General features: G+C 68.8%; 18 protein-coding genes, 3 pseudogenes and 2 riboswitches. Of the genes and pseudogenes, 13 read left to right on the top strand and 8 right to left on the bottom strand.

Translation table 11 applies throughout. From position 1 onward, the window contains the following. Nucleotides 1-23 precede the first annotated feature (23 nt). A riboswitch (TPP riboswitch) is annotated at nucleotides 24-117 on the top strand. The 3 genes and pseudogenes from thiM (at nucleotide 109) to thiD (ending at nucleotide 3,153) form a co-directional block, all read left to right on the top strand. After that, nucleotides 109-944 (top strand): annotated as a pseudogene (thiM, locus tag ACFQBT_RS15635) (hydroxyethylthiazole kinase). It overlaps the preceding riboswitch by 9 nt. Continuing rightward, on the top strand, nucleotides 941-1,609 hold the full coding sequence (gene thiE, locus ACFQBT_RS15640; RefSeq protein WP_377824060.1) for a thiamine phosphate synthase: 669 nt from the start codon (nucleotides 941-943) through the stop codon (nucleotides 1,607-1,609). The pseudogene thiM and the gene thiE overlap by 4 nt, the downstream one beginning before the upstream one ends. Beyond that, nucleotides 1,606-3,153, top strand: a complete 1,548-nt coding sequence (gene thiD, locus ACFQBT_RS15645) for a bifunctional hydroxymethylpyrimidine kinase/phosphomethylpyrimidine kinase (RefSeq protein WP_377824062.1) — start codon at nucleotides 1,606-1,608, stop codon at nucleotides 3,151-3,153. The genes thiE and thiD overlap by 4 nt, the downstream gene beginning before the upstream one ends. On the opposite strand, the gene ACFQBT_RS15650 is transcribed toward thiD, so the two are convergent. Beyond that, entirely contained in the window at nucleotides 3,072-4,175 is a 1,104-nt protein-coding gene (locus ACFQBT_RS15650; protein ID WP_377824064.1) for a PLP-dependent cysteine synthase family protein, read from the bottom strand. The genes thiD and ACFQBT_RS15650 overlap by 82 nt on opposite strands. 37 nt (nucleotides 4,176-4,212) lie before the next feature. On the opposite strand from ACFQBT_RS15650, the gene ACFQBT_RS15655 reads away from it, so the two are divergent. The 5 genes and pseudogenes from ACFQBT_RS15655 to ACFQBT_RS15675 all read left to right on the top strand — a co-directional run bounded on the left by ACFQBT_RS15655 (nucleotide 4,213) and on the right by ACFQBT_RS15675 (nucleotide 8,072). Further along, nucleotides 4,213-4,956, top strand: coding sequence for a (Fe-S)-binding protein (locus ACFQBT_RS15655; protein ID WP_377824066.1), 744 nt, complete (start codon nucleotides 4,213-4,215; stop codon nucleotides 4,954-4,956). Then, nucleotides 4,953-6,392, top strand: coding sequence for a LutB/LldF family L-lactate oxidation iron-sulfur protein (locus tag ACFQBT_RS15660; RefSeq protein ID WP_377824068.1), 1,440 nt, complete (start codon nucleotides 4,953-4,955; stop codon nucleotides 6,390-6,392). Before ACFQBT_RS15655 ends, ACFQBT_RS15660 begins: the two co-directional genes overlap by 4 nt. Then, nucleotides 6,389-7,003 (top strand): LutC/YkgG family protein, encoded by a 615-nt coding sequence (locus ACFQBT_RS15665; protein WP_377824070.1) that lies wholly within the window; start codon nucleotides 6,389-6,391, stop codon nucleotides 7,001-7,003. The genes ACFQBT_RS15660 and ACFQBT_RS15665 overlap by 4 nt, the downstream gene beginning before the upstream one ends. A gap of 159 nt (nucleotides 7,004-7,162) precedes the next feature. Continuing rightward, the gene (locus ACFQBT_RS15670) at nucleotides 7,163-7,627 is read left to right on the top strand and encodes a MarR family winged helix-turn-helix transcriptional regulator (protein WP_377824072.1); all 465 of its coding nucleotides are present in this window, start codon (nucleotides 7,163-7,165) and stop codon (nucleotides 7,625-7,627) included. An 8-nt stretch (nucleotides 7,628-7,635) separates the two neighbouring features. Then, a pseudogene (locus tag ACFQBT_RS15675) lies at nucleotides 7,636-8,072 on the top strand (OsmC family peroxiredoxin). 54 nt (nucleotides 8,073-8,126) lie between these two features. On the opposite strand, the pseudogene ACFQBT_RS15680 reads toward ACFQBT_RS15675, so the two are convergent. Further along, nucleotides 8,127-11,474 (bottom strand): annotated as a pseudogene (locus ACFQBT_RS15680) (bifunctional proline dehydrogenase/L-glutamate gamma-semialdehyde dehydrogenase). 12 nt (nucleotides 11,475-11,486) lie between these two features. Beyond that, complete coding sequence (locus ACFQBT_RS15685) at nucleotides 11,487-12,485, bottom strand: magnesium transporter CorA family protein (protein WP_377824074.1); 999 nt, start codon at nucleotides 12,483-12,485, stop codon at nucleotides 11,487-11,489. 88 nt (nucleotides 12,486-12,573) lie between these two features. On the opposite strand from ACFQBT_RS15685, the gene ACFQBT_RS15690 reads away from it, so the two are divergent. Then, a complete protein-coding gene (locus ACFQBT_RS15690; RefSeq protein WP_377824075.1) occupies nucleotides 12,574-13,767 on the top strand; it encodes an MFS transporter in 1,194 nt (397 codons plus the stop codon). Nucleotides 13,768-13,828: 61 nt separating this feature from the next. On the opposite strand, the gene ACFQBT_RS15695 is transcribed toward ACFQBT_RS15690, so the two are convergent. From ACFQBT_RS15695 to pdxH, 3 genes are all read right to left on the bottom strand, one after another. Then, nucleotides 13,829-14,674: a C40 family peptidase gene (locus ACFQBT_RS15695; protein ID WP_377824076.1), complete on the bottom strand. Its 846-nt coding sequence runs from the start codon at nucleotides 14,672-14,674 to the stop codon at nucleotides 13,829-13,831. Nucleotides 14,675-14,756: 82 nt separating this feature from the next. Next, nucleotides 14,757-14,924, bottom strand: a riboswitch (cyclic di-AMP (ydaO/yuaA leader). A gap of 160 nt (nucleotides 14,925-15,084) precedes the next feature. After that, nucleotides 15,085-15,789, bottom strand: a complete 705-nt coding sequence (locus ACFQBT_RS15700) for a metal-dependent transcriptional regulator (protein WP_377824078.1) — start codon at nucleotides 15,787-15,789, stop codon at nucleotides 15,085-15,087. Between the two features lie 367 nt (nucleotides 15,790-16,156). Next, nucleotides 16,157-16,864, bottom strand: coding sequence for a pyridoxamine 5'-phosphate oxidase (gene pdxH, locus ACFQBT_RS15705; protein ID WP_377824079.1), 708 nt, complete (start codon nucleotides 16,862-16,864; stop codon nucleotides 16,157-16,159). A gap of 34 nt (nucleotides 16,865-16,898) precedes the next feature. On the opposite strand from pdxH, the gene serC reads away from it, so the two are divergent. Both serC and pepN read left to right on the top strand, forming a co-directional pair. Continuing rightward, nucleotides 16,899-18,005: a phosphoserine transaminase gene (gene serC, locus ACFQBT_RS15710; protein ID WP_377824081.1), complete on the top strand. Its 1,107-nt coding sequence runs from the start codon at nucleotides 16,899-16,901 to the stop codon at nucleotides 18,003-18,005. Nucleotides 18,006-18,041: 36 nt separating this feature from the next. Further along, entirely contained in the window at nucleotides 18,042-20,609 is a 2,568-nt protein-coding gene (gene pepN, locus ACFQBT_RS15715; protein ID WP_377824083.1) for an aminopeptidase N, read from the top strand. A gap of 119 nt (nucleotides 20,610-20,728) precedes the next feature. Here the strand turns inward: pepN and ACFQBT_RS15720 are convergent, their stop codons facing one another. Both ACFQBT_RS15720 and ACFQBT_RS15725 read right to left on the bottom strand, forming a co-directional pair. Further along, the gene (locus ACFQBT_RS15720) at nucleotides 20,729-22,015 is read right to left on the bottom strand and encodes an MFS transporter (protein WP_377824085.1); all 1,287 of its coding nucleotides are present in this window, start codon (nucleotides 22,013-22,015) and stop codon (nucleotides 20,729-20,731) included. Continuing rightward, nucleotides 22,012-22,458, bottom strand: coding sequence for a MarR family winged helix-turn-helix transcriptional regulator (locus tag ACFQBT_RS15725; protein WP_377824087.1), 447 nt, complete (start codon nucleotides 22,456-22,458; stop codon nucleotides 22,012-22,014). Before ACFQBT_RS15725 ends, ACFQBT_RS15720 begins: the two co-directional genes overlap by 4 nt. A 93-nt stretch (nucleotides 22,459-22,551) precedes the next feature. Between ACFQBT_RS15725 and ACFQBT_RS15730 the strand changes: the two genes are divergently transcribed. Further along, nucleotides 22,552-23,250 carry a response regulator transcription factor gene (locus ACFQBT_RS15730; protein ID WP_377824089.1) on the top strand — a complete coding sequence of 233 codons (699 nt, stop codon included), beginning with the start codon at nucleotides 22,552-22,554 and terminating at the stop codon, nucleotides 23,248-23,250. A 50-nt stretch (nucleotides 23,251-23,300) separates the two neighbouring features. Continuing rightward, nucleotides 23,301-24,800 carry a sensor histidine kinase gene (locus ACFQBT_RS15735; protein WP_377824091.1) on the top strand — a complete coding sequence of 500 codons (1,500 nt, stop codon included), beginning with the start codon at nucleotides 23,301-23,303 and terminating at the stop codon, nucleotides 24,798-24,800.

Raw genomic sequence — 24,800 nt, forward strand, 5'->3', positions numbered from 1 at the left:
CTCGAACGACGCTGATACGTTCGACGTACGACACGGGGTGCCCCGCCGGGGCTGAGATCACACCCGTCGAACCTGATCGAGTTCGTACTCGCGAAGGGAATGTCCGTCATGTCGCACACCCCTGACGTGCTCACTGCCACGCCGATGCCCGGGGAAGCACTGCACGCGCTGCGTGCGGCGCGTCCGCTCACCCAGTGCATCACCAACGCCGTGGTCACGAACTTCACGGCGAACGTACTGCTCGCGCTCGGCGCGACTCCGGCCATGACCGATGTGCCGACCGAAGCGGGACCGTTCGCGCCTGTTGCCGACGGCGTATTGATCAACCTGGGGACACCGCACGCCGAGCAACGCACCGCCGCCCGTGAGGTGCCGCCTGCCACCCGACGCTGGGTGCTCGACCCGGTCGCGGTCGGCTCACTGCCGGTGCGCACCGCGCTGGCCGCGGAGCTGCTCGCGCAACGTCCGGCGATCATCCGCGGCAATCCGTCGGAGATCCTCGCGCTCGCCGGCGCCGGTCGGGGCGGTCGCGGCGTCGACTCCTCGACACCACGGACGCGGCTACCGACGTCGCAGTGGACCTCGCCCAACGATCGGGTGCCGTCATTGCCGTGTCAGGACCGATCGACCTGATCACCGACGGGGTCGAGGTGGTCCGGATCCACGGCGGCGACCCGCTGTTGACCCTCGTCACAGGCGGCGGTTGCTCGCTCGGGGCGACCATGGCGGCCTTCCTCGGGGTCGCGTCGCCGCTGACCGCGGCCACGACGGCGTCGTTGGTGCACGCCGTGGCCTCGGAGGCAGCCGCTGCGGCGAGCACCGGCCCGGGCTCCTTCGCCGTGGCCTTCCTCGACGCGCTTGCGGCCCTCGATCCCGCCGAGCTGGACGCCCCGAACCGGCTCACCCGACGTCCCGCCGCAGCCCTGGTGAGGGGTGACGCATGATGCACGCGGACCTCGCACTACACCTGGTCACCGACGACCGGCTCACGCTCGACCGGCTGCTCGAGGTCGTCGAGGAAGCCGTCGCGGGAGGGGTCACCGTGGTGCAGTTGCGGGCCAAATCGGCCCCGGCACGCAACCAGGTCGCGGCACTCGTGGCCCTGTCGGCGCTGCTGCGCGGCTCGGCTGCCCTCGTCGTCAACGATCGCGTGGACATCGCTCTGGCTGCTCGCGACGTGGGTGCGCAGGTCGACGGTGTCCATCTGGGTCAGCAGGACGTGCCACCGAGCACCGCCCGACGACTGCTCGGCCGACGGGCGCTGGTCGGGTGGAGCGCTTCACGCATCGACGACCTCGCTGCACTGTCAACGTTTCCGGCTGGAACCGTCGACTACCTCGGGGTCGGCGCCGTACATCCGACCTCGACCAAACCCGATCACCCGCCGGCTCTGGGCATCGAGGGGTTCGGGCAGTTTGTCGCGGCTGCGGCATCCGTCCCGTGCGTCGCGATCGGCGGCATCGGAACCGATGACGTGGCTGCCCTGCGCACCGCCGGGGCCGCCGGTGTGGCCGTGGTCAGTGCGATCTGCGCCGCGGACGATCCTCGAACGGCGACCGCCTCGCTGCGATCCCGCTGGGACGCCGCGGCTGCGGAGGGTGTGCGATGAGCGCCATCCCCCGGGTCCTGAGCATCGCCGGCACCGACCCCACCGGGGGCGCCGGACTGCAGGCGGACCTGAAAAGCATTGGTGCGCTTGGCGGTTACGGGATGGGCGTTGTGACCGCCCTCGTCGCCCAGAACACCTGCGGGGTGCGCTCCGTGCACGTCCCACCGGCCGCGTTCCTCGCCGAGCAACTCGACGCGGTGTCCGACGATGTGACGATCGACGCAGTCAAGCTCGGCATGCTGCACTCAGTGCCTCTGATCGAGGTGGTGGCCGGGTGGCTGGCGCGGGTTCGATCATCGGCCCCGGCCGCGCCCGTCGTCGTACTCGATCCGGTGATGGTGGCCACCAGCGGGGACCGGCTGCTGGACGAGAAGGCGGAGGTCGCCGTACGCCGATTGTGCGCCCAGGTGGATCTGGTCACCCCCAACCTGCCCGAGTTGGCGGTGCTCGTCGACGAGGCGCCGGCGCGAACCTGGCCCGACGCGATCGGTCAGGCGCGTCGACTCGCCCGGGCCAGTGGCACCACGGTGCTGCTCAAAGGCGGCCATCTCACCGGCGAGGGTGCCTGCCCCGACGCGATCGTCACGACGGACTCGGTGCACGAGGTGCTGGGTCGCCGGGTGCTGACGACGAACACCCACGGCACGGGATGCTCGCTGTCGTCAGCGATGGCGACCCTTGCGGCTCGGGGCCTGGACTGGCCGGCCGCCCTCGACCGGGCCAAGGAGTGGCTGACCGGTGCCCTGGAGCACGGCGCCGCACTGGACGTCGGCCACGGGCACGGCCCCGTGGATCACTTCCACGAGCTGCGCCCGCGGATGACCGCGACCGGTTCGTGGACGGCCGCGCGCTGGCACGCGAACGCGGCGGTCCGCGAGGCTGTCGATGCCTGCGCTTTCGTGGTCACGCTCGGGGACGGCACCCTCGATCGCGACCAATTCCATTGGTATCTGGCGCAGGACGCGTACTACCTGGGCGAGTATTCGCGGCTGCTGGCCCGGGCGAGCACGCTGGCTCCGACTCGCGAGGAGCAGGTGTTCTGGGCCCGCGGCGCGGCGACTGCACTGGAGGAGGAGGCCGCCCTGCACCGCTCGCACGTCGGCGACGCATCGGTCGAGGCGTCGCCGACCACGCTGGCCTACGTGGGCCACCTGCACGCCGCCTCCGGCGAGTACGCCGAACTCGTGGCCGCCCTGCTGCCGTGCTACTGGCTGTACGCCGACGTCGGCGAACGTCTGCGCGCCCTGGACCACGACAGGCACGCGTTCCACGACTGGTTGGGGACGTACGGCGATCCGGCGTTCGTGCAGGCCGCGAGCGAGGCGACAACGATCGTTGAGCGTGCCGCACACCATGCGCCGTCGGCGGTCTGTGCGCGCATGGTCAAGGCGTTCGACCGGTCGATGGCCCACGAGCTGGCCTTCTTCGAAGCGCCCCTCGCGGGGAGGCGCGCGCCTGAGGTTCAGCCGAGCACCTCGGTGAGCGATCGACGTACGTCGGCCGCCAGCTCCTCGTCCCCCATCCCCTGGGCGGCCAGCCACTGATCGTCGTCGTACGTCGAGGTGTAGCGATGCCCGTCGTCGCACAGGAGGGTGACGATCGAGCCCTCCTCACCGCGGTCGGCCATCTCCTGGGCGAGCACAGCAGCCGCCACGAGATTCGTGCCGGTCGAAGGCCCGGCCACGCGACCCATCCGGGACCGCAAGTAGCGCATCGCTTCGACAGAAGCCCGGTCGGGGATGCGCATCATCCGGTCGACCACCGACGGCAGGAAGCTGTCCTCCATCCGCGGCCGGCCGATGCCTTCGATCCGCGACCCGGTGCCCTCGGCGTCGGCGTCACCGCACGACCAGCCGTCGAAGAACGCCGAACCCTCGGGGTCCGCAACGCACAGCTTGGTAGCGGCGCCGGTGTAACGCAGAAAGCGCCCGATGGTCGCGCTCGTCCCGCCGGTGCCCGCGCCCACGACGATCCACGCCGGCTCGGGGTGCGGCTCACGCACCATCTGCCCGAAGATCGACTCCGCGACGTTGTTGTTGCCCCGCCAGTCCGTCGCCCGCTCCGCGAACGTGAATTGATCCATGTAGAACCCGCCGGTCTCCCGGGCCAGCTGGCGGGCCGCGGCATAGATGTCGCCGGCCGAGGCAACCGGGTGGCAGGTCCCGCCGTACTGCTCGATCAGGGCCAGCTTCGACGGAGACGTCGAGACCGGCACCACGGCGATGAACGGCAGCCCGAGGAGTTGGGCGAAGTACGCCTCGCTGACCGCCGTTGACCCACTGGAGGATTCGATGATCGTCTGGCCCTCGTGGATCCAGCCGTTGCACAGCGCGTAGAGGAACAGTGAGCGCGCCAGTCGGTGTTTGAGGCTGCCCGTCGGGAGCGTCGACTCGTCCTTGAGGTAGAGATCGACCCCGCGGCAGCTCGGTGAGGGGAAGCGCAGCAGGTGGGTGTCGGAGGATCGCGCCGCGTCTGCCTGGACCGCGCGCACCGCCTCGCGCACCCATGCGCGCCCGGCGGCGTCGTACTTGGAAACGTCCTGCACCAACTCACTGAGGCTCCCCACCTCCCCATTCTCCCAGCCGGGCATACAGTGACAAACGATGCGGATCGCGATGATGACCACCTGCCTGGTCGACGCCCTCTTCCCCGACGTCGGCAAATCCGTCGTGACCGTGCTCGAACGCCTCGGCCACGAGGTGATCGTCCCGCAGGGCCAGGCGTGCTGCGGTCAGATGCACATCAACACCGGGTACGTCGATGACGCGCTGCCCGTCGTCCGGAACCAGGTCGAGGCGCTGAGTGGCGTCAACGCCGACGCGGTCGTCGCCCCGTCCGGATCATGCGTCGGGTCGGTGCGCCACCAGCACGTGAACCTGGCCCGCAACGCGGGCGACGAGGACCTGGCGCGCCAGGCGCAGGAACTGTCCGACAAGACCTACGAATTCTCCGAGCTGCTCGTGGATGTGCTCGGGGTGGAGGACGTCGGCGCCTACTTCCCGCACACCGTCACCTACCACCCGACCTGCCACTCGCTGCGGATGCTGCGGGTCGGTGACAAACCGCTGCGGCTGCTGCGCGCCGTCGATGGTGTGGACCTGGTGGAACTGCCCGGCGCACAGGAGTGTTGCGGTTTCGGAGGCACGTTCGCGCTCAAGAACGAACCGGTCTCGAGCGCGATGCTGGCCGACAAGGTAGCGGCAATCGAGACCACCGGCGCGGACATCTGCTCCACCAGCGACTCCTCCTGCCTGATGCACATCGGCGGTGGACTCTCACGCCTCGAAACCGGTGTGGGCACCAAGCATCTGGCGCAGATCCTGGCGTCGACCAAGGAGAGCGGATGAGCACCGTCGACCTGCCGGACCCGACCTGGCCGCTGCGCGGAACGCAGCCGTTCCCGCAGGCCGCGGCCCACGAGCTCGGCAACGAGCAGCTGCGTCACAACCTGCGGCACGCGACCCACACCATTCGCGACAAGCGACTGCATGCCGTCGGCGAAATGCCCGATTGGGAGCAGCTGCGCGAGGCTGGCGAAGCGCTCAAACAGGATGTGCTGCAGCGACTGCCGGAGTTGCTCGAAGAGTTGGAACGCAACGTGACGTCCCGCGGCGGTGTCGTCCACTGGGCCCGGGACGCCACCGAAGCCAACCGGATCGTCACCGACCTGATCCGGGCGACGGGCAGCACCGAAGTCGTCAAGGTGAAATCCATGGCCACCCAGGAGATCGGCCTCAACGAGTACCTCGAAACGCAGGGCATCACCGCGATCGAGACCGACCTGGCGGAACTGATCGTGCAACTCGGTCACGACACGCCCAGCCACATCCTGGTACCCGCGATCCACCGCAACCGCGATGAGATCCGCGACATCTTCCGACGCGAAATGCCCGGTGCACCAAACGATCTCAGCAACGAGCCGGCCGACCTGGCAGCGGCTTCGCGGCACTACCTGCGGCACAAGTTCCTGACCACCAAAGTGGCGATCAGCGGCGCGAATTTCGCCGTCGCCGACACCGGCACCCTCGCTGTCGTCGAGTCGGAGGGCAACGGCCGGATGTGCCTGACCCTGCCCGAGACCCTGATCACCGTGATGGGAATCGAGAAGGTCATCCCCACGTTCACCGACTTCGAGGTCTTCATGCAACTGCTGCCGCGCAGTTCGACCGCCGAGCGGATGAATCCCTACACCTCGATGTGGACCGGGGTGCACCAGGACGACGGGCCGCAGGAGTTCCATCTCGTCCTGCTCGACAATGGCCGATCGCGGGTACTCGACGACCCGGTCGGCCGGCCCGCGCTGCGGTGCATCCGGTGCAGCGCCTGCCTCAACGTGTGCCCGGTCTACGAACGCGTCGGCGGCCACGCCTACGGCTCGGTCTATCCCGGGCCGATCGGGGCCATCCTGACCCCGCAACTGACCGGGCTCGACGGACCCGACGATCCCAACGCCACGTTGCCCTACGCCAGCACCCTGTGCGGCGCGTGCTTCGACGCCTGCCCGGTGCGCATCGACATCCCCTCGATCCTGGTGCACCTGCGCGCGCAATCGGTGGCCGCGACCCGCCACCCGGTCGAGCAGACCGCGATGAAGGCGGCGAGTACGGCGATGAGTTCCGGGTCGCGCTTCCGCCGGGCCATCCGACTGGTGCCGTTGGGGCGGATCGGCGGCAGGGGCCGCTGGATGGAGCATCTACCGCTACCCGGGGCCGCCTGGACCAAACACCGCGACCTGCCGCGGCTGCCCAAGCAGTCCTTCCGGGATTGGTGGTCGAAGCGATGAGTGCCAAGGACGACATCCTCACCCGGTTGCGGACCGCTCTGCAGGACGATCCCCCGCCGGTCACCGTGCCACGGGACTACGAACACGCGCCCTTGGACGGCGCCGCCGATCTGGACATGTTCGCCGAACGCGTCGCCGAATACCGCGCCACCGTGCACCGCGTGCAGGAGGCCGGGCTCGCCGATCTGGTGAGGGACCTCGTTGGCAACGGCTCCGTGGTGGTCCCGCACGACCTGCCGGACACGGTCACCGGATCACTCGACGTACGTCGGGACGGACCCGGCGAACGGCTCACCGTCGCCGAGTTGGACGCGACCGCGGCGGTGGTCACGGCCGCACGCCTGGGAATCGCCCTCACCGGAACGATCGTGCTGGATGCCGGCCCCGGCCAGGGTCGGCGTGCGCTCACCCTGGTGCCGGACCACCACGTCTGCGTCGTGCGCGCGGAGCAGGTCGTCGACACCGTGCCCCAGGCGTTCGCCGCCCTCGACACGGGCGGTCCGCTGACCTTCATCAGCGGCCCGAGCGCCACCAGCGACATCGAGTTGAACCGGGTCGAGGGCGTGCACGGACCCCGCCGCCTGGACGTGGTGCTCGTCGCAACCCAATAGGACGTACCCACCGTTGCCCCCTGGTGCCACCCTGGGACGAATGTCCGACGGGGAAGGAAACGCCGCGGCTACGCGCGAGCTGGCTGCATCCCATATCAGTCCTGAGCCGCTTTACATTGCGCGCAACATTATTGTGTGCAATGTGTTAGCCTGACGAATGTGAGCACACACGTGGACGACGGCGTCGACCTGGATGAGCTGCTGTGCTTCGCGATGTACAACGCATCACGGGCGCTGACGGCTCGCTACCGGGAGTTGTTGACGCCGCTTGGTCTCACCTATCCGCAGTACCTCGTACTTCTGGCCCTCTGGAACGAATCGCCGCTGGCGATCGGGGAACTCGGGCACCGGTTGTATCTCGATTCCGGGACCCTGTCACCGCTGCTCAAGCGGTTGCAGAGTCTTGGCCTGATCGACCGGTCCCGTAGCGCGGACGACGAACGAGTCGTCCTGGTCAGCCTCACCGATACCGGCAAGGATGTGCGGCAGCAACTGGCTGATGTCCCTGAAATCATCTGCGACGCAACAGGTCTCAGCCGAGAAGGACTTGCCGAACTACGCGATCAGATCGAGGCCGTCGCGAGCCACGTACGTGCATCAACCAACCCCACCTCAACCTCTTAGGAGTCACCATGCCCACCCGTACCGCCCGCACCGACTGGACCGGAAGTCTCGAAAACGGTTCTGGCAAGGTCGAACTCACCAGCTCCGGCCTCGACACGTTCGAGGTGTCCTTCCCCAAGCGTGCCGCTGACGATGCCGGCGGTGCGACCAGCCCCGAGGAGCTCATCGCCGCGGCGCACTCGTCCTGCTACGCGATGCAGTTGTCCGCGCTGATCGCCGAAGCCGGCGGCACCCCCAGGCGCTGGACGTCCAGGCCGACGTCTCGCTCGGCCCGGACCCGGCCGGCGGTTTCCGTCTCAGTGGCATCAAGCTCACGGTTCGCGGCGAGGTCGAGGGCCTGGACGCCGACGGATTTGCCAAGGCCGCCGCCGACGCCAAAGCCAGCTGCCCGGTGAGCAAGGCGCTCACCGGCGTCGAGATCACCCTGGACGCCGCGCTCGACTGAGCCGATCGACGTACGCCGAGGGGCCGGATCCGCCTGGATCCGGCCCCTCGTGCGTCACAGGAGCCCGTCCGACAGGTGGTTCGGTGTGCCGAACCGGTGCGCGGTGATGCTGACCGCCTGCTCGTGCAGGAAGGGCAGCATTTCCACCCGGCCTGCGGCGGTGACCGGTTGGTCGTAGATCGCGATGTCCGGCCGGCCGCCGGTCGCCTCACAGATGGCGGCGGCCGAGCCGCCCACGAGCCGGATCCGCCGGCCCGGGCCACCGGCCAGCCCGCCCAGCCAGTCCTCGTCCGATTGCACCTGCACGGGCACCCCGGCAGCCCTGGCCGCGTCGACGACCGAGTCGGGAAGGGCCGTGGCACAGGACAACACGCCGCGGACGCTGCCGCCCTGCCACGCCGTCGTCGCCGCCGACAGGACCCGCAGGACCTGCGCCGGATCGGCGTCCGCGCCGGCCCGGATCACGGTCGGCACCGGGCGGTACCGGAAGACGTTGCGCTCCGCGGTCAACCCGCTGACGTCGCGTGCCTGGCTGAACTCATCGCGCCACGCCTGCGCATCGTCGGCCGTCGCCAGATCGGTTGTCGGCCGCCACCCGGTCAGACCGATCAGGTAGTTCGGTCCACCCGCCTTCGTGCCGGGGCCGACCGCCGACTTCTTCCACCCCCGAACGGCTGACGCCGCACAATGGCGCCGGTGATGTGCCGGTTCACGTAGAGGTTGCCCGCCTGCACCCGGTCCAGCCACAACGACAGTTCGTCCCGCTCAAGGAGTGCAGGCCTGCCGTCAGACCGTAGTCGACGGCATTCTGCAGTTCGATTGCCTCCGAGAGAGTTTCAGCGGTCATGATCGACAGCACCGGACCGAAGAACTCCGTCAGATGCGACGTTGACCCCGGACGAACACCCTTCTTGACCCCCGGCGACCAGAGCTTGCCCGTGTCATCGAGTTGCCGCGGCTTCACGACCCACTCCTCACCGTCGTCCAGCGTGGTGAGAGCACGCAGCAGCTTGCCCGACGCCGGCTCGATGAGGGGGCCCATCTGCGTAGTGGGGTCGCTCGGATATCCGACGGTCAACGACTGCACGGCGTCGACCAGTTGCTGGTTGAAACGTCGGGAGGTGGCCACCGAGCCGACCAGGATCACCAGTGAGGCAGCCGAGCACTTCTGACCCGCGTGTCCGAAGGCCGACGACACAACGTCCTTGACGGCCAGATCGAGGTCGGCGCTGGGGGTGACGATGATGGCGTTCTTGCCACTGGTCTCCGCGTGCAGACGCAGGTCCGGCCGGAACGACCGGAAGAGTTGAGCGGTCTCGTAGGCACCGGTCAGGATCAGCTGGTCGACCCGCTGATCGCTGACCAGCTGGGTGCCCAGATCGTTTTCGGCGACGTGCACCAACCGCAGCACCTCGCGTGGCACGCCCGCCCGCCACAGGGCATCCACCATGACCGAGCCGCAGCGCGCCGCCGACGGCGCCGGCTTGATGATGACGGCCGACCCGGCGGCCAGTGCCGCGAGGGTGGAACCGGCAGGGATCGCGACCGGGAAGTTCCACGGCGGGGTGACGACCGTCAGCGCGTACGGCGACCGGCCGGCCCCTGGATCGCGTCCAGCTCCTCGGCCAGGCCGGCGTAGTAGTTTGCGAAATCGACGGCTTCTGAAACCTCGGGATCGCTCTGGTCGATCGTCTTGCCGGCCTCACTGCCCATGACCTCGATCAGCTCGGCGCGGGCTCGCTGCAGCTCCACCGCCGCCTGCCGCAGGATCGCGGCCCGTTCGGCACCGCTGCGCGCACCCCACTCCTGACCGGCAGCGACCGCGCCGGCGATCGCCTCGTCGAGCACCGTGGCGTCGGTGATGGTGTGCTCAGCGACCAGATCGGCACCGACCGAGCTGGTCGCGATCCGCTCCTGGATAGCTCGACCCCAGGTCCGGTTGCCCGGCGTCGAGGGATCGGTGTCCGGCACGTTCGCGAAGTCTGTCTCGACGGCGATCACCTCGCTGTTGCGGTCCTGCACCCGGTTCGGCGCCGGCACGCACCCGTCCAAGGCGTGCAACGACGCGATGAAGCGCTGCCATTCGCGCTCGAACAGCGTCGAGTCCGAGTGCAATTCGAAGACCGCCGACATGAAGTTGTCCTGGCTGGCGCCCTCCTCCAACCGGCGGATCAGATAGGCGATCGCGACGTCGAACTCCCCCGGGTGCACCACGGGGGTGTAGAGCAGCAGGTTGCCGACCTCGCGGCGCACCGCCTCGGCCTGGGTGGTCGCCATGCCGAGCAGCATCTCGAATTCGATACCGTCCCGCACGCCTCGTTGACCGGCGAGCAGCCACGCGAATGCGACGTCGAACAGGTTGTGCCCGGCGACACCCACGCGGACGTTGGCGATCCGCTCGGGCTGCATCGCGTAGTTCAGCACCCGCTTGTAATTGGTGTCGCTGTCCTGTTTGCTGCCCCAGGTCGCCAGCGGCCAGCCGTGCAACGACGCCTCGACCTGCTCCATCGGCAGGTTCGCGCCCTTGACCAGTCGCACCTTGATCGGCGCACCCCCGCGAGCGCGTCGCGCCGCCGACCACTCCTGCAGCCGGATCATTGCCGACAAGGCGTCCGGCAGGTAGGCCTGCAGCACGATCCCCGCCTCCAGCGAGGCGAATTCGGGCCGGTCCAGGATCGCGGTGAAGACCGCGATCGTCAGATCCAGATCGTGGTACTCCTCCATGTCCAGGTTGATGAACTTCATCGGACTGCTCTGGGCCGCAAGCTGATAGAGCGGCAACAACTTGTCGACGACGTGCTCGACGGCCTCGTCGAAAGCCCACTCCGGATGCGGCGGAACCGTTGAGGACACCTTGATCGAGACGTAGTCCACGTCATCGCGGCCGAGCAGCTTGACCGTCCCCGCCAGGCGCCGGTCCGCCTCCTGCTCGCCGAGGACCGCTTCACCCAGCAGGTTCAGATTCAACCGGACGCCGTCGCGTTTGATCTTCGCGATCGCCTTGCCCAAGCGGGCGTCACTGGCGTCCACGATGAGGTGACCGACCATCTGACGCAGCGATCGGCGTACGACGGGAATGACGGCGGACGGCGCGACCGAGCCGGCCCGGGCACCCAGCTTCACCGCGGAGCGCAGGTACCACGGCAGGAAGCCGGGCACGTCGGCCGCGAGGGCCGCAAAGTTCTCTGCGGCCACGGCGGGATCCTCGGGGCGGATGACGCCGTCGACGAAGCCCACGGTGAAGGGCAACCCGTCGGGGTCCCGCAGGACATCGGCCAGCTGTTCGGCGGATTTGTCCGTCGGCAGCGCTGCCGCCGCCTCCAGCCAACGTTGGACGAGGGCCCGGGCCTGGTCGGCGAGTGCGTCCAGTTCCGCACGGGTGGGTACGTCGATGTGGGTCACGAAGCTCCTTGATCAGATCCAGTCGCGGTGGCGAAGGAAGGCGTACAGGCCGGCGCAGACGACGACGATCGACACCACGCTCATCCACAACCCGAGGGGTTTGCCGAAACCCCAGTAGGGGATGTTCTGCCCGAACCAGCCGGTGATGGCCGTCGGGACGGCGATCACGGCCGCCCAACCGGCCAGTTTCTTCATCACGGTGTTCAGGCTGAGGTCCTGCAACGACAGGTTCGTCTCGAACACGGACGAGACCATGTCGCGAAGGGACTCGGTCCATTCCGCGGCGCGTAAGCAGTGGTCGTAGAGGTCTTGGTACCAGCCCTCGAGATCACGCGACATGTCCGATGACAGGTGGCGCATGAGGCCGCCCACGATCTCGCGCATCGGGGTGATGATCCGCCGCAGCTGCACCAGATCCTTGCGCCGGCCGAAGATCTGTCGCTGGAAGTCACGCGTGGTACGCCGCTCTTCGAACAGCTGCCCCTCCAGACCTTCCAACTCGTCGTCCATCTGCTGGATGGTGTCGAACTGGCTGTCGACCACCACGTCCAGGAGGCCGTGGACCAACGCCGGCACACCTTCCTTGGCGACCTTCGGGTCGGCGTCCCAGACCTTTTCGACGGCGCCCATGTCGAACCCGTCGCCGCGGCGCACCGTCACCAACAACTTCTCGAACATGAAGATCGAGACCCGGTGCAATCGCAAGCGGCCGCTTTCGGGTGCCGACGCCGGACCGGACAGATCCGTTGCGTACGCCATGACGAACAAATGGTCGCCGTGACGGGTCAGCTTGGGCCGCTCGTAGGGCGCCAGCGCGTCCTCGATCGAGGTCGGGCTCAGGTGGACCCGGTGGCTGAGCTCGGTCAGGTCCTGCGCGCTGGGGTCGACCAGGTCGACCCACGCCAACCCGTCGGGCGCATCCAGCAGGTCCCCGATCTGCTTGCGGGGTACGTCGGACAAGGGCTCACCGCCGCGCCACCCCCGGACCTTGATCGGGCAGGTGATCTCCACCCCCTATTGTGCTCCGCGGTTCCGGGGCCGCCCAATCGCCCATCGCGGATGTCAGGACCTGACCTTCCGCGGGAGACAATGACGGCAAATGAGTCTCACCGTCACCTCCGCCTTGAACCGTCAGTCGTTCGCCGTCTACGCGTTGTTCCTGCTCAACGGGGCCGCCTTCGCCAGTTGGGCCTCGCGCCTACCGGACATCCGCAGCGCCCTCGGCCTGTCACTGGCCCACCTCGGTCTGCTGCTGCTGGTGGCCTCGCTGGCGAGCGTCTGCACGTTGCCGCTGTCCGGTGCGGTGATCCGCCGGCTGGGGCCGCGGCGTACCGAACGCATCGGTCTGGTGCTTGCCTGCGTCGGCCTGATCGGTGCCGGCGCTGCCACGTCCCTGGCCGGCGAGGTCGCCCTGGTGGTCCCGGGCATGGTGCTGATCGGGATCGGCATCTCCCTCTGGGACGTGACGATGAATCTGCAGGGCGCGACCGTCGAGAAGAAGCTCGGCCACTCGATCATGCCCCGCTATCACGCGGCCTTCAGTGCGGGCACCGTGCTCTTCGCGCTGATCGGGGCCGCGATGACGGCGCTGCACGTGCCGGTGGGTGTGCACCTGGTGATCACCTCGGCGGTGGTGTTCGTCGTCGGCTGGGTGTATTCGGCGCGTTTCGACGAGGACTCCGACGAGGCTGCTGACGACCAGGTGAGCAGTGCGCCGGCCCGTTCGGCCTGGCTGGAGCCGCGCACCCTGGCCATCGGAGTCGTCGTGTTGATCGCCGCCTTCACCGAGGGCACCGCCAACGACTGGATCTCCATCGCGATGGTCGACGGGCACGGCGTGCCGCACTGGGCCGGCGTCCTCGGGTTCGCGATCTTCCTGGGCTTCATGACGCTGGCCCGGGTCTTCGGCACCCACCTGCTGGACCGGTTCGGCCGCGTGGCGATGCTGCGGATGCTGTTCGCGATCGCCCTGGTGGGCAGCCTGCTGGTCGTCTTCGGCAACACCGCCTTGGCCTACCTCGGCGCGATGCTGTGGGGTGTCGGCGCCTCGATGGGCTTCCCGGTCGGCATCAGCGCCGCGACGGACGACCCGACCCGGGCCACCGCACGGTTGTCGGTGGTCACGACGATCGGCTACACGGCTTTCCTCGGCGGCCCGCCGCTGCTGGGGTTGCTCGGTGAGCACGTCGGCATCCTGCACGCGCTGCTGGTCATCGGGATCGCCGCCGTCCTGGCGCTCGCGTTCGCACCGGCCACCGCCCCGCGCACACCGCCACGCACCACCGCGAGCTGATCCGCGCACAGACGAAAGCCCCGCCGGTTCCCGGCGGGGCTTTCGTCTGTGCGGTCCTGGATCAGGGGCGACCGTAACCGGACGGGGTCTGGTAGATCGGCTGCAGCTTCACGACCGTGCCCGGGTGCGGCGCGGCGATCATCATGCCGTTGCCGGCGTAGATGCCCACGTGGTAGGCCGGGTAGCCGAAGAACACCAGGTCACCGACCTGCGGGGTGCTCACCGAGGGCACCGAGGCCTGCTGGGCGGAAGCGGTGCGCGGCAGCGAGATGCCCAACTGGCGGTAGACGTAGCTGGTCAGGCCGGAGCAGTCGAAGCCACTGGGGCTGGAACCGCCGAGGATGTAGGGCACACCCAGGTAGCGCTTGGCGATCGCGATGACCGCGCTGTGCCCGCTCCCGCTGGGCAGCGACACCGAGCTACCGCCAGTGCTGCCGGAGTTACCCGAACCGGAGTTACCCGAACCGGAGTTGCCGGACGAGGAGTTGCCGGACCCGGAGTCGTTCGAGGAGGCCTGCGGGGCGGGCGTACGGGTGGCGGATCGCGAGGTGGAGGTCGTCGTCTGACGGTGCGTCGTGGCCGCCGGCGCGGGGGCCGGCTGGGTGTAGGTCTTGGCCGCGATCGACTCCAGCAACGGCTTGGCGGCCGGTGCGGCAGCGACCAGCTTGCTCAGGTCGAGCAGCGCACTGTGCTGCGCGGCGGTATCGGCCACCGCGGCCGAGACCTGAGCGGAGTTGCTGCTCAGGCCGAGGTTGACGAAAGCGGCCGACTCGGCCTGCGTGTTGCTAGCGGTCGTGACCCTGGTGGCCGCCGACGGCGACGCCGACGCGACCTGGGGCACGGCGACCGCGGCGGCGATCCCGCCGGAGACGGCGACTGCGGCGGAGACGCGCGCAGTGGAGTTCATGGTGGTGGCGAGCTTGCCCGGCGCGCGGTGGCGGCCCTTGGCGCGCGAGAAAGAAGCAGGAACGAGTCCGGTCACGGTGAGTAATACCTCTCATGGATGCCTGCGAGGTGAGCTGTCGGGCTCGGGTCAAGAGGTCCCCGGACTCCTGGACGCTCCCCGTTGCGTCAGTCGTCTTAGCCCCGAGACCGCCGGTGAAGACGGTCGAAGGTGGGTCCCCCGCTCCTGCCGTGCGGACACGCGTTGTGCTCATCATCCGGCGGCAGGATTCGGCATGCCGGCTGGTGAGGCAGCCCCCGGTTGGCGACTGCCGGATCAACTTACATCAGACAAAGGCCTAGATCACAAACTGATCACGGACTCCTGCGCAAAGTCCCAGGGTGTTACCAGTTTGGACGTGATCTGTGTCACATTCACTGCTGGACGAACACGTGATACGCGATGTCCCTGGGTAGCGAAAGGCTCTGTGCGGCCTCGGCATCGGCGGTCTTGACCTGCACCAGAACCCGGCCGTCGGCCTCGCGGTTGGCCGTGACGCGTACGCCGGGGGCGATGCCCGCGCCGGTCAACAGCGCGAGGGTTTCGTACTCCGCCTGCGCCGGCTCGCCGATCCGGCGGACCAGCAGGTCCGCGGGCTCGGTGCCCACCACCTCGGTCAGTGAGATCACCCCATCCCGGAAGCGCTCCGGGGACTCGGGCAGGCCGAGTTCGTCCAGGCCGGGGATCGGGTTGCCGTACGGCGAGATGTGCTGCTCGTCCAGCAGCCCCAGGATCTTGCGCTCGACGCGTTCGCTCATGACGTGCTCCCAACGGCACGCCTCTTCGTGGACGTACTGCAGCTCCAGGCCGATCACGTCCACCAGCAGGCGCTCGGCGATCCGGTGCTTGCGCATGACCCGGGTTGCCAGCTCACGGCCCTTGTCCGTCAGTTCCAGGTGCCGGTCCCCCGCCAGCGTCAGCAGTCCGTCGCGTTCCATCCGGGCCACCGTCTGGGAAACCGTCGGACCGGAGTGACCCAACCGCTCGGCGATGCGGGCCCGCAGCGGCACGATGCCTTCTTCCTCGAGGTCGAAGATCGTCCGCAGATACATCTCGGTGGTGTCGATGAGGTCGCTCACGGTGCTGATTGTTCCTTACCCAACGAAGGTTCGCCTATCTGTGCCTGCGGAACAAATTCCGGCCGCCAAACATGCCCGCCGAAAAGTGGTTGCCGCGATCGGGAACCCCTGCCTACCGTTGCCCTACACGAGAGAGGAGGTGGTCCTGTAGTGATTTCAGCAAGGACGCGTGAGGTGGTTGCGCGCTAGCGCACGCCATCGAAGGACGCCGGACGAACCGCCGGCTCCGTGACTCGATGGACGCCGCGCCTGCGAATTCCACGCAGCCGCCGCAGCCCGCGGGCGGATGCCTCGTCCAGCATCCACGTCGACCCTCGTCGACAGCCCGCGGGCTGTTCCACGCCCGGGGACGCCGCGACCGGCGACGCTACGGCTGGCGGCGCTCGATCCGCCACGCGTCGTGATCGGCCAGGGTGCCGGGCGCCGTACGCACATAGACCAACCGGTCGTGCTGACGGCTGTGCCGCCCGGCCCACAACTCGACCTCGTCGCACCGGATCAGGTAGCCGCCCCAGAAATCCGGCAGCGGTACGTCGCCCGGTTCCCCGCGGTCGGGCCACCGGTGGGCATAGTGCTCGGTCCTCTCATCCAGCACGGCACGCCGCTCCAGGGGCTCGGACTGCGCGGACGCCCACGCGCCGATCCGGGAGCCATAGGGCCGGGAACGGAAGTATTCGGCGACGACATCGCGCGCCAGTTCCTCGGCGGAGCCGGTAAAGCGGATGGCCCGGAACATCGGCGGCCAGGTCAGCGCGGCCGCGATCCGCGGATTCGCAGCCAGGTCGCGACCCTTGAGTGAGTTGAGGTTGGTGTAGAAACCCGGCCCGTGCGGGGTCAGGTAGCGCATCAGCACGGTGCGCACGTGCGGCTGGCCCTGCGCGTCCGCGGTCGCGACGCTGAGCGCATCGGGCTCGGGCACGTCGTCGGCGACCAATGAGCGCTCCCGGGCGGCCTCGATCCACCCGGTGATCGCCGTCCACGGATCGCCGGGCAACATCGCCTCGTCGATGCCCTCGCCGTCGTAGTCCCAGCGGGCCACCTGGATCAGCTCTTCTCGCCCGTCGAAATCCGCCACCCTCCTAACGTACGGCGCTGGCACACTGGCGCGCATGGTCGACTTGGTGATCCCGCCCGAACTGCGACCCGTCGACGGCCGCTTCGGCTCCGGGCCGAGCAAGATCCGCCCCGCCCAACTGGACTACCTGGTCGCGACCGGTCAGTCAGTGCTGGGTACGTCGCACCGGCAGGCACCCGTCAAGCGACTCGTCGCCGAGATCCGTGAACGCCTGGCCGTCTTCTTCGACCTGCCGCAGGGTTACGAGGTCATCCTCGGGATGGGCGGTTCTACGACCTTCTGGGACGTGGCCGCGTTCAGCCTGGTCCGCGAGCGCGCCGCGCACGCGGTCTTCGGGGAGTTCACCGCCAAGTTCGCGGCGGCCACCGGGGGCGCACCCTGGCTGCGGGAACCGCTCGTCGTCGAGGCTCCCGCCGGTTCGGTGGCCCTCCTGGGCCCGGCCGAGGTGGATGTCTACGCCACAGCGCACAACGAGACCTCGACCGGCGCGGCCAGTCCGATCCAGCGCCCGGCCGCGAACGGCTTGTTCGTGGTGGACGCAACCTCCGCCGCCGCCGGGATGGCGATCGACGTCGCGGAGACGGACGTCTACTACTTCGCCCCGCAGAAGGCCCTGGCCTCCGACGGCGGCCTGTGGATCGCGCTGATGTCGCCGGCCGCGCTCGAGCGCACCGCCGAGATCGCCGCCTCGGACCGCTATATACCCGCCAGCCTGAGTTTGCAGACGGCCGTGGACAATTCGCGCCTCGAGCAGACCTTGAACACCCCCGCACTGGCCACCCTGGCGCTGCTACTGGACCAGCTGCGCTGGCTGGACGCGTTGGGCGGTCTGACAGGGGCGGCCGCCCGCACGGCGGAGAGCAGCGGGCGCCTCTACGCGTGGGCCGACGCATCGCCGTACGCCGAGCCGTTCGTCTCCGAGCCGGGTTTGCGCTCCCCGGTCGTCGGCACGATCGACTTCGGCGAGCAGGTCGACGCGAAGGCGCTGGCCGCCGCGCTGCGCGCGAACGGGATCGTGGACACCGAGCCGTACCGCAAACTCGGCCGCAACCAGCTGCGGATCGGGATGTACCCAGCGGTCGACCCCGATGACGTGTCCGCGCTGACTGCCTGCATCGACTACGCGGTCGAACGGCTCTGACCATCGCGCCCGGCGCGGATGGTTGACTGGACTCCCGTGACCGACGCGTTGAACCTGACCCAGGCCGAGTGCGAACAGCGTGCGAGCGTGGTGCACGATCCGGTGTACGCCATCGGCGTCGACCTCACGCACGCCGCCGACCCGACCGCGACCAGCTTCACCTCCCACACCCGGCTGACCTTCGAGGCCACCGGCGCATCGACGTGGTTGGACCTGGTGGCCGACTCGATCGAATCGGCGACGCTCAACGGCCAGCCGATCGATCCCGCCACGTACGACGGGGCCCGGCTCCCGCTCGAACCTCTCCTGCCGCACAACGTCGTCGAGGTCACTGCCCGCTGCGCGTTCCGCAACACCGGCGACGGCCTGCACCGGTTCACCGACCCGCAGGACGCGAACACCTACCTGTACACGCATTTCGAGCCCACGGATGCACGACGGATGTTCGCGTGCTTCGAACAGCCGGATCTCAAAGCGCACTTCGAGGTGACGGTGACCGCTCCGACGCCGTGGCAGGTGCGCAGCAACCAGCCGGCCGTCGCCGACCAGCAGCAGGGCGAGGTCACGGTCACCCGGTTCGGGCAGACCCCGTTGATGTCGACCTATCTGGTGGCGCTCGCGGCCGGCCCCTACGCCACGACCTCCGACCGACACGTCATCGTGCGCGCCGACGGCAGCCGCCAAGAGATCGAACTGGGTCTGCTGTGCCGGCAGACGATGCGCGAATACCTCGATGAACAAGACATTTTCACCGTCACGAAGCAGGGGCTCGACTTCTTCGACGCGCACTTCGGGGTCGCCTACCCGTGGGGCAAGTACGAGCAGGTGTTCGTCCCCGAGTACAACATCGGGGCGATGGAAAACCCGGGCCTGGTGTCCTGGAACGAGAACTTCCTCTACCGCGGCGGCGCGACGCAGACCCAGCGCGGGCAGCGGGCGGAGGTCATCCTGCACGAGATGTCGCACATGTGGTTCGGGGATCTGGCCACGATGCAATGGTGGGACGGCCTGTGGCTCAAGGAGTCGTTCGCCGACCTGATGGGCTACCAGGTGGCGCAGGCGGCGACCCGGTACCCCGACGGGTGGGTGCAGTTGGCCCTGGGTCGCAAGCAGTGGGCCTACACCGAGGACCAGATGCCGACGACCCACCCCATCGTGGCCACGATCCCGGACCTCGAGGCCGCCCGGCAGAACTTCGACGGCATCAGCTACGCCAAGGGAGCGGCCACCCTGAAGCAACTCTCGACGTACGTCGGGACCGACCGCTTCTTCGCCGGCGCGCGCAGCTATTTCGCCGAACACGCCTACGGCTCGACGACCCTCGATGACCTCCTGACGGCCATGGAGGGTGCAAGCGGGGAGGATCTGCGCGAGTGGGCCCGGGCCTGGTGGCAGACCTCCGGTCCCAGTCACCTGACCCCGGTGGTCACCCGGTTGTCCGACGGATCGATCAGTGCGCTGAGCATCGAGCAACACGGTGTCGACCACGTGACCGGGCAGAGCATCCTGCGCCCGCACCGGTTCACCGTGAGCCTGTACGCCGTGTTGGGCGGCGATCTCGAATGCGTGTCCACCTTCCCGGTCACCCTGACCGAGCAGCGGTTGGCGATCCCGGAGGCGATCGGCCTGGCCGCCGACCTGATCGTGGTGAACGCCGCGGACGAGACGTACGCCGTGACCCGACTGGATGCCGGATCCCTGGAGACCGCCGAGCGCTGGCTGGCGCGGATCGAGCCGGATCTGACCCGGGCGGTGACCTGGTCGACCCTGTGGGGAATGGTCCGCGACGGCGCCCTGTCGGCAGCCACCTTCGCCGACGTGTTCGCGACCCAGGCGGTCGCCGAGGTCAACCCGTCCATCCTGACGGTCCTGGTGCAGTTCGGCGCCGAAGCCGTCGGCACCTACACCCCGGCGGCCCATCGCTCGCAGCAGGCGGCACGGCTGGTGCGCATCTGCCTGGACCGGGTCGCGCAGGCTGTGCCCGGCTCGGACGAGCGGCTGACCTGGGTGCGCGGTGTCGCCGGTCTCGCGGCGATGAGCGATACCTGCGCCGACGAGGTGGCCGCCCTGGCCACCAGCCAGGACCTCCCGACCGATCTGCGCTGGCGACTCGCCAATTCCCTTGCGGCGACCGGGAGTTGGTCCGTTGCGGACCTGGACGCCCAGTTGGCCGGCGATGACACGATGACCGGCCGCACGGCGTACGCGCAGGCGGTCGCCTCCCGCCCCGGGCGGGCGGTCAAGGAGCAGGTCTGGAAATCGCTCACCGACGGTTCGCGGTTGTCCAACGACCACCGTCGCGCTCTGCTGGCCGGCTACCGACAGCCGTTCAGCGCCGCCGACACGCAGGCCGACTTCCCGGCGTACCTCGACCATCTCGAGGACTGGTGGAACACCCTGGGCCAGACCGACGCCGAGCGGATGATCATGGGCCTGTTCCCGTTGGTCGACATCGCGGACGGCGACCCGGCCACGCATCCGGTGCTGACCGGTGCGCGCACCTGGTTGCTGGAGCACGAGGACGCACCGGCCGCGCTCTACCGCACGGTGCAGCAGGCACTGGCCATCGCGGAGCGCTCGATCACCGCGCAAACGGCGTACTGACCGGCCGGCCGGGCACCGGCGCGGACAGACGGATCAGTGCAGGACGGCAGCGAGCACGGGTACGCCGATCAGCGCGACCAGCGCGACGATCACGATGATCCGGCGTGAGCGGGGCGACATCATTGCTGAACGCCGACCAGCTCACGGGTGTGCGCCGACACCTCCAGGTGCGGCCGCGGCGACCGCTCGATGTGCACCTCGACCTCGTTGACCCGCATGAGGTACACCATCGCACCCACCAGTGCGGCGCCGACAGCGATCGCCCCGATCGCGATGGTCCAGCGCGCCCCGAACGTGCCGCCGATCCAACCGACCAGTGGCGCGCCGACCGGGGTGCCGCCCATGAAGATGGCCATGTAGAGCGCCATCACGCGGCCGCGCATCACCGGCGAAACGCTCAGTTGCACCGTGGCGTTCGCCGTGTTCAGCGCGGTGATCGCGAACAGGCCGCAGGGCACCAGGGCTATGGCGAAGGTCAGATAGGTCGGTGCGATCGCGGCGGCGGTGGCCGCCACCGTGAAACCGGCGAGGGCCGCCAGCATCACCCGCAACCGCGGACGCGCGCGCCGGGCGGCCAGCAACGCCGCCGCCAGCGAGCCGACGGCCATCACCGAGCCCAGGGCGCCGTACTCCTGCGCGCCCTTGCCGTAGACGGTCGTGGCCATCAACGCGATCGTGATCTGGAAGTTCATCCCGAAGGTGCCCAGCATGAAGACGATGAACATGATCAGTTGGATGTCCGGGCGGCGGCGCACGTAGGCCAGGCCCTCCCGGACACCGCCGCGGCCCTTGGCCCGCGGCGACGGTGTCAACTCGCGCACTCGCATCGCCATCAACGCCAGCACCACCGCCGCGAACGACACCGTGTTGATCGCCAGGGTCCACCCGGTGCCGATGGCTGCGATCAGCAGGCCGGCGATACCCGGGCCGATCAAGCGGGCCGAGTTGAAGGAGGTGGCGTTCAGGCCGACCGCATTGGACAGCCGCTCGGGCGGCACCATCTCGGAGACGAACGCCTGCCGGGAGGGGTTGTCCAAGGCAGTGACCGCACCCTGCAGCAGCGCGATCACGTAGACCTGCCAGAGCGTGGCCCAGCCCCCGATGACCAGTACGGCGAGCAGCAGGCTGGTCACCGCCAGGCCGACCTGCGTGCCGATCAGGATCCGCCGCTTGGCGAAACGGTCCGTGATGGCCCCGGCCAACGGAGCCAGCAGCACGACCGGCGCGAACTGCAACGCGGTGACGATGCCCAACGCGGTCGCGTCGTGCGCGGTCAACTGCGTCAGCACCAACCAGTCCTGGGCGACCCGCCCCATCCAGGTCCCGGTGTTGGAGGCCAACCCGCCCAGGAAGAACAGCCGGTAGTTGTAGTACTGCAGCGACGCAAAGGTCTTGCCTCCAGTCACGCAGCAACCACCCGGCCCAGGATCTCCTGCGCCTGCTCCAGCACCGCACATTCCTCTTCGGACAGGGCGGACAGCCGCTCCAGCATCCACTCGTCACGATGGGCACGCACCTGCGCGATCGTCGTACGCCCCTGTTCGGTGATGAACAACCGCACCTGGCGCCCGTCACTCGGATCGGCCTCGCGGCGCACCAGGCCCTTGTCGACCAGGCAGCCGACGGTTCGCGTCATGGAGGGCGCGCTCACGCATTCGATGTCGGCCAGTTCACGGGGCGTCAGCACCTTCTCGGTGAGTTTGCCGAGCACGGACGCCTGGTGCGGCGGCACCAGCGCATCCTTGGCAAAACGCGTGCGACGGCTGACCCGCATGCACACTGCGCGCAACTCCGCCGCCAGCTGACGGCGGTCCGTCGCTACGGCACTCCCCACACTCGACCCAGACATATAGTTAGCGTATCTCATTAGCCGAGCTAACTAAAGTTCACCGGTCCACCAAACGTTCAGGAAACTTCCAGCAAAAGGGTTCACCCTGGATCCATGGACGCTCCCGAGGCCCGCCTGCTCGTGGTGGAAGACGAGACCAACATCCGTGAACTGCTTGCGACCAGCCTGAAGTTCGCAGGTTTCGAGGTGCACACGGCAGCCAACGGCGGTGACGCCCTGCGGCTGTTCGAACAACACCCCATCGACCTTGCGGTCCTTGACGTGATGCTGCCGGACATGGACGGGTTCGACGTGACCCGCAAGCTGCGCGGCGGCGGCCACGAGTTGCCGATCGTCTTCCTGACGGCGCGTGACGCGGTCGAGGACAAGGTCAAGGGACTGACCGTCGGCGGCGACGACTACGTGACCAAACCGTTCAGCCTGGAAGAGGTCGTGGCCCGTATCCGCGCCGTCCTGCGCCGCTCGCAGCAGAACGACGACGGCCAGTCGGTCATCACCGTCGCCGATCTGGAGCTGGACGAGGACTCCCACGACGTGCGCCGCGCGGGAGGCATCATCGACGTCTCACCGACCGAGTTCAAACTGTTGCGCTACCTGATGCTCAACAACGGCCGGGTGGTGTCGAAGGCACAGATTCTCGATCACGTCTGGGACTACGACTTCCGCGGCGAGGCCGGCATCGTGGAGAGCTACATCTCCTACTTGCGCCGCAAGATCGACATCGACGGCCTACCGCCGCTGATCCACACCAAACGCGGTGTCGGCTACGTCCTGCGCGCCCCGCGCGACTGAGTCGACCCTGCGGCTGACCGCACCGGTCAGCGTCTAGTAGACCTACCGTTATGCCGCTGCGCGCCCGCCTGACCGCCCTCCTGGTCGCCTTCCTGACGATTGCGACCATCGGCGTCGGTCTGACGGCGACCCTGCAACTGCGGTCCTTCCTGATGCAGCGGCAGGACTCCGAGCTGCAGGCCGAGGCCAACCTCATCGGCGCCACGCTGACCACCGCCCTGGACAACCAGCGCGAGATCAGTACCGACACCTTGAAGTCGCTGGTGCCCTCCAGCACCTACGTCGTGTCGGTGACCTATGAGGGCTCCACCCTGCAAACCAGTCTGGCCAACTCGAATCCGCCGGACCTGCAAGGCCTTTCGGATCGCCGGCCCGGCACCCCGGTCACCGTGAAGTCGGTGGACGGCAGCGAGAAGTGGCGTGTCGTGTCGGGCAGCGCCGCCGACGGAACGACCCACTATGCGGTCGCGGTCCCGATGTCGCGGGTGAACGACATCGTCGAGCGTCTGATCATCGTGGTCGCGGTGGGCACCTTCGGCGTGGTCCTGGTGGGCGGGGTCCTCGGCTGGTTCGCGGTCCGGCGCGCCATGGCACCGCTGCGCCGTATCGAAGACACCGCCCGCGCGATCGCGGACGGCGATCTGGCCCGGCGGGTACCCGAGATCGAGACCCGTGACGAGGTGGCGAGCCTGTCGCACTCCCTGAACGTGATGCTGTCGCGGATCGAGCAGTCCTTCGCCCTGCAGCAACGCTCCGAGGACCGCATGCGCCGCTTCGTCGCGGACGCCTCCCACGAGTTACGTACGCCGCTCGCGACCGTCCGCGGCTACGCCGAGTTGTACCGCCAAGGGGCCATCGGCCCGGGTGACGTGCACTCCGCGATGGGCCGCATCGAGGGCGAGGCCACCCGGATGGCCGCCATGGTGGACGACCTTCTCCTGCTCACCCGCTTCGACAACCGCGAGTCCCGGCACGGCCAGCCGGCGCCCCGGCGCGACCCCGTCGACCTGACGGTCCTGGCCGCCGATGCCGTCCAGGACGCGCTGGCCGTCGCGCCCGATCGCAGCATCCGCCTGATCGGTGAGGACGGCCCGCTCGCTCCCACACCGGTGAGCGGCGACGAGTCCAGCCTGCGACAGGTCCTGAACAACTTGGTCAACAATGCGCTGCGCTACACCCCGTCCGGCAGCCCGCTCGAGGTCCAGGTCGGTGGCGACGAGGGCTCTGCAGTCGTCCGGGTCGTCGACCACGGCCCGGGCGTGCCCGAGGAGGCCCGCGAGCGCATCTTCGAACGGTTCTATCGCGCCGACTCCTCCCGCAACAGCGCCGACGGCGGCAGCGGCCTCGGCCTGGCGATCGTCGATGCGATCGTCACCGCCCACGACGGCACGGTGCGCGTCACCGGGACGACGCCGGGGCCGGGGGCAACCTTCACCGTCACCTTGCCCGCCCGCTGTGAGAGCGCGGGGGGACCTGCCGGGACGGAGCATCCCTACGATGACGGGGTGGCCGCCTCGCCCGACCGACCTGCACAGGATTCGCACAGCTAG

Source organism: Branchiibius cervicis (assembly GCF_042661605.1).
GTDB lineage: Bacteria > Actinomycetota > Actinomycetes > Actinomycetales > Dermatophilaceae > Branchiibius > Branchiibius cervicis.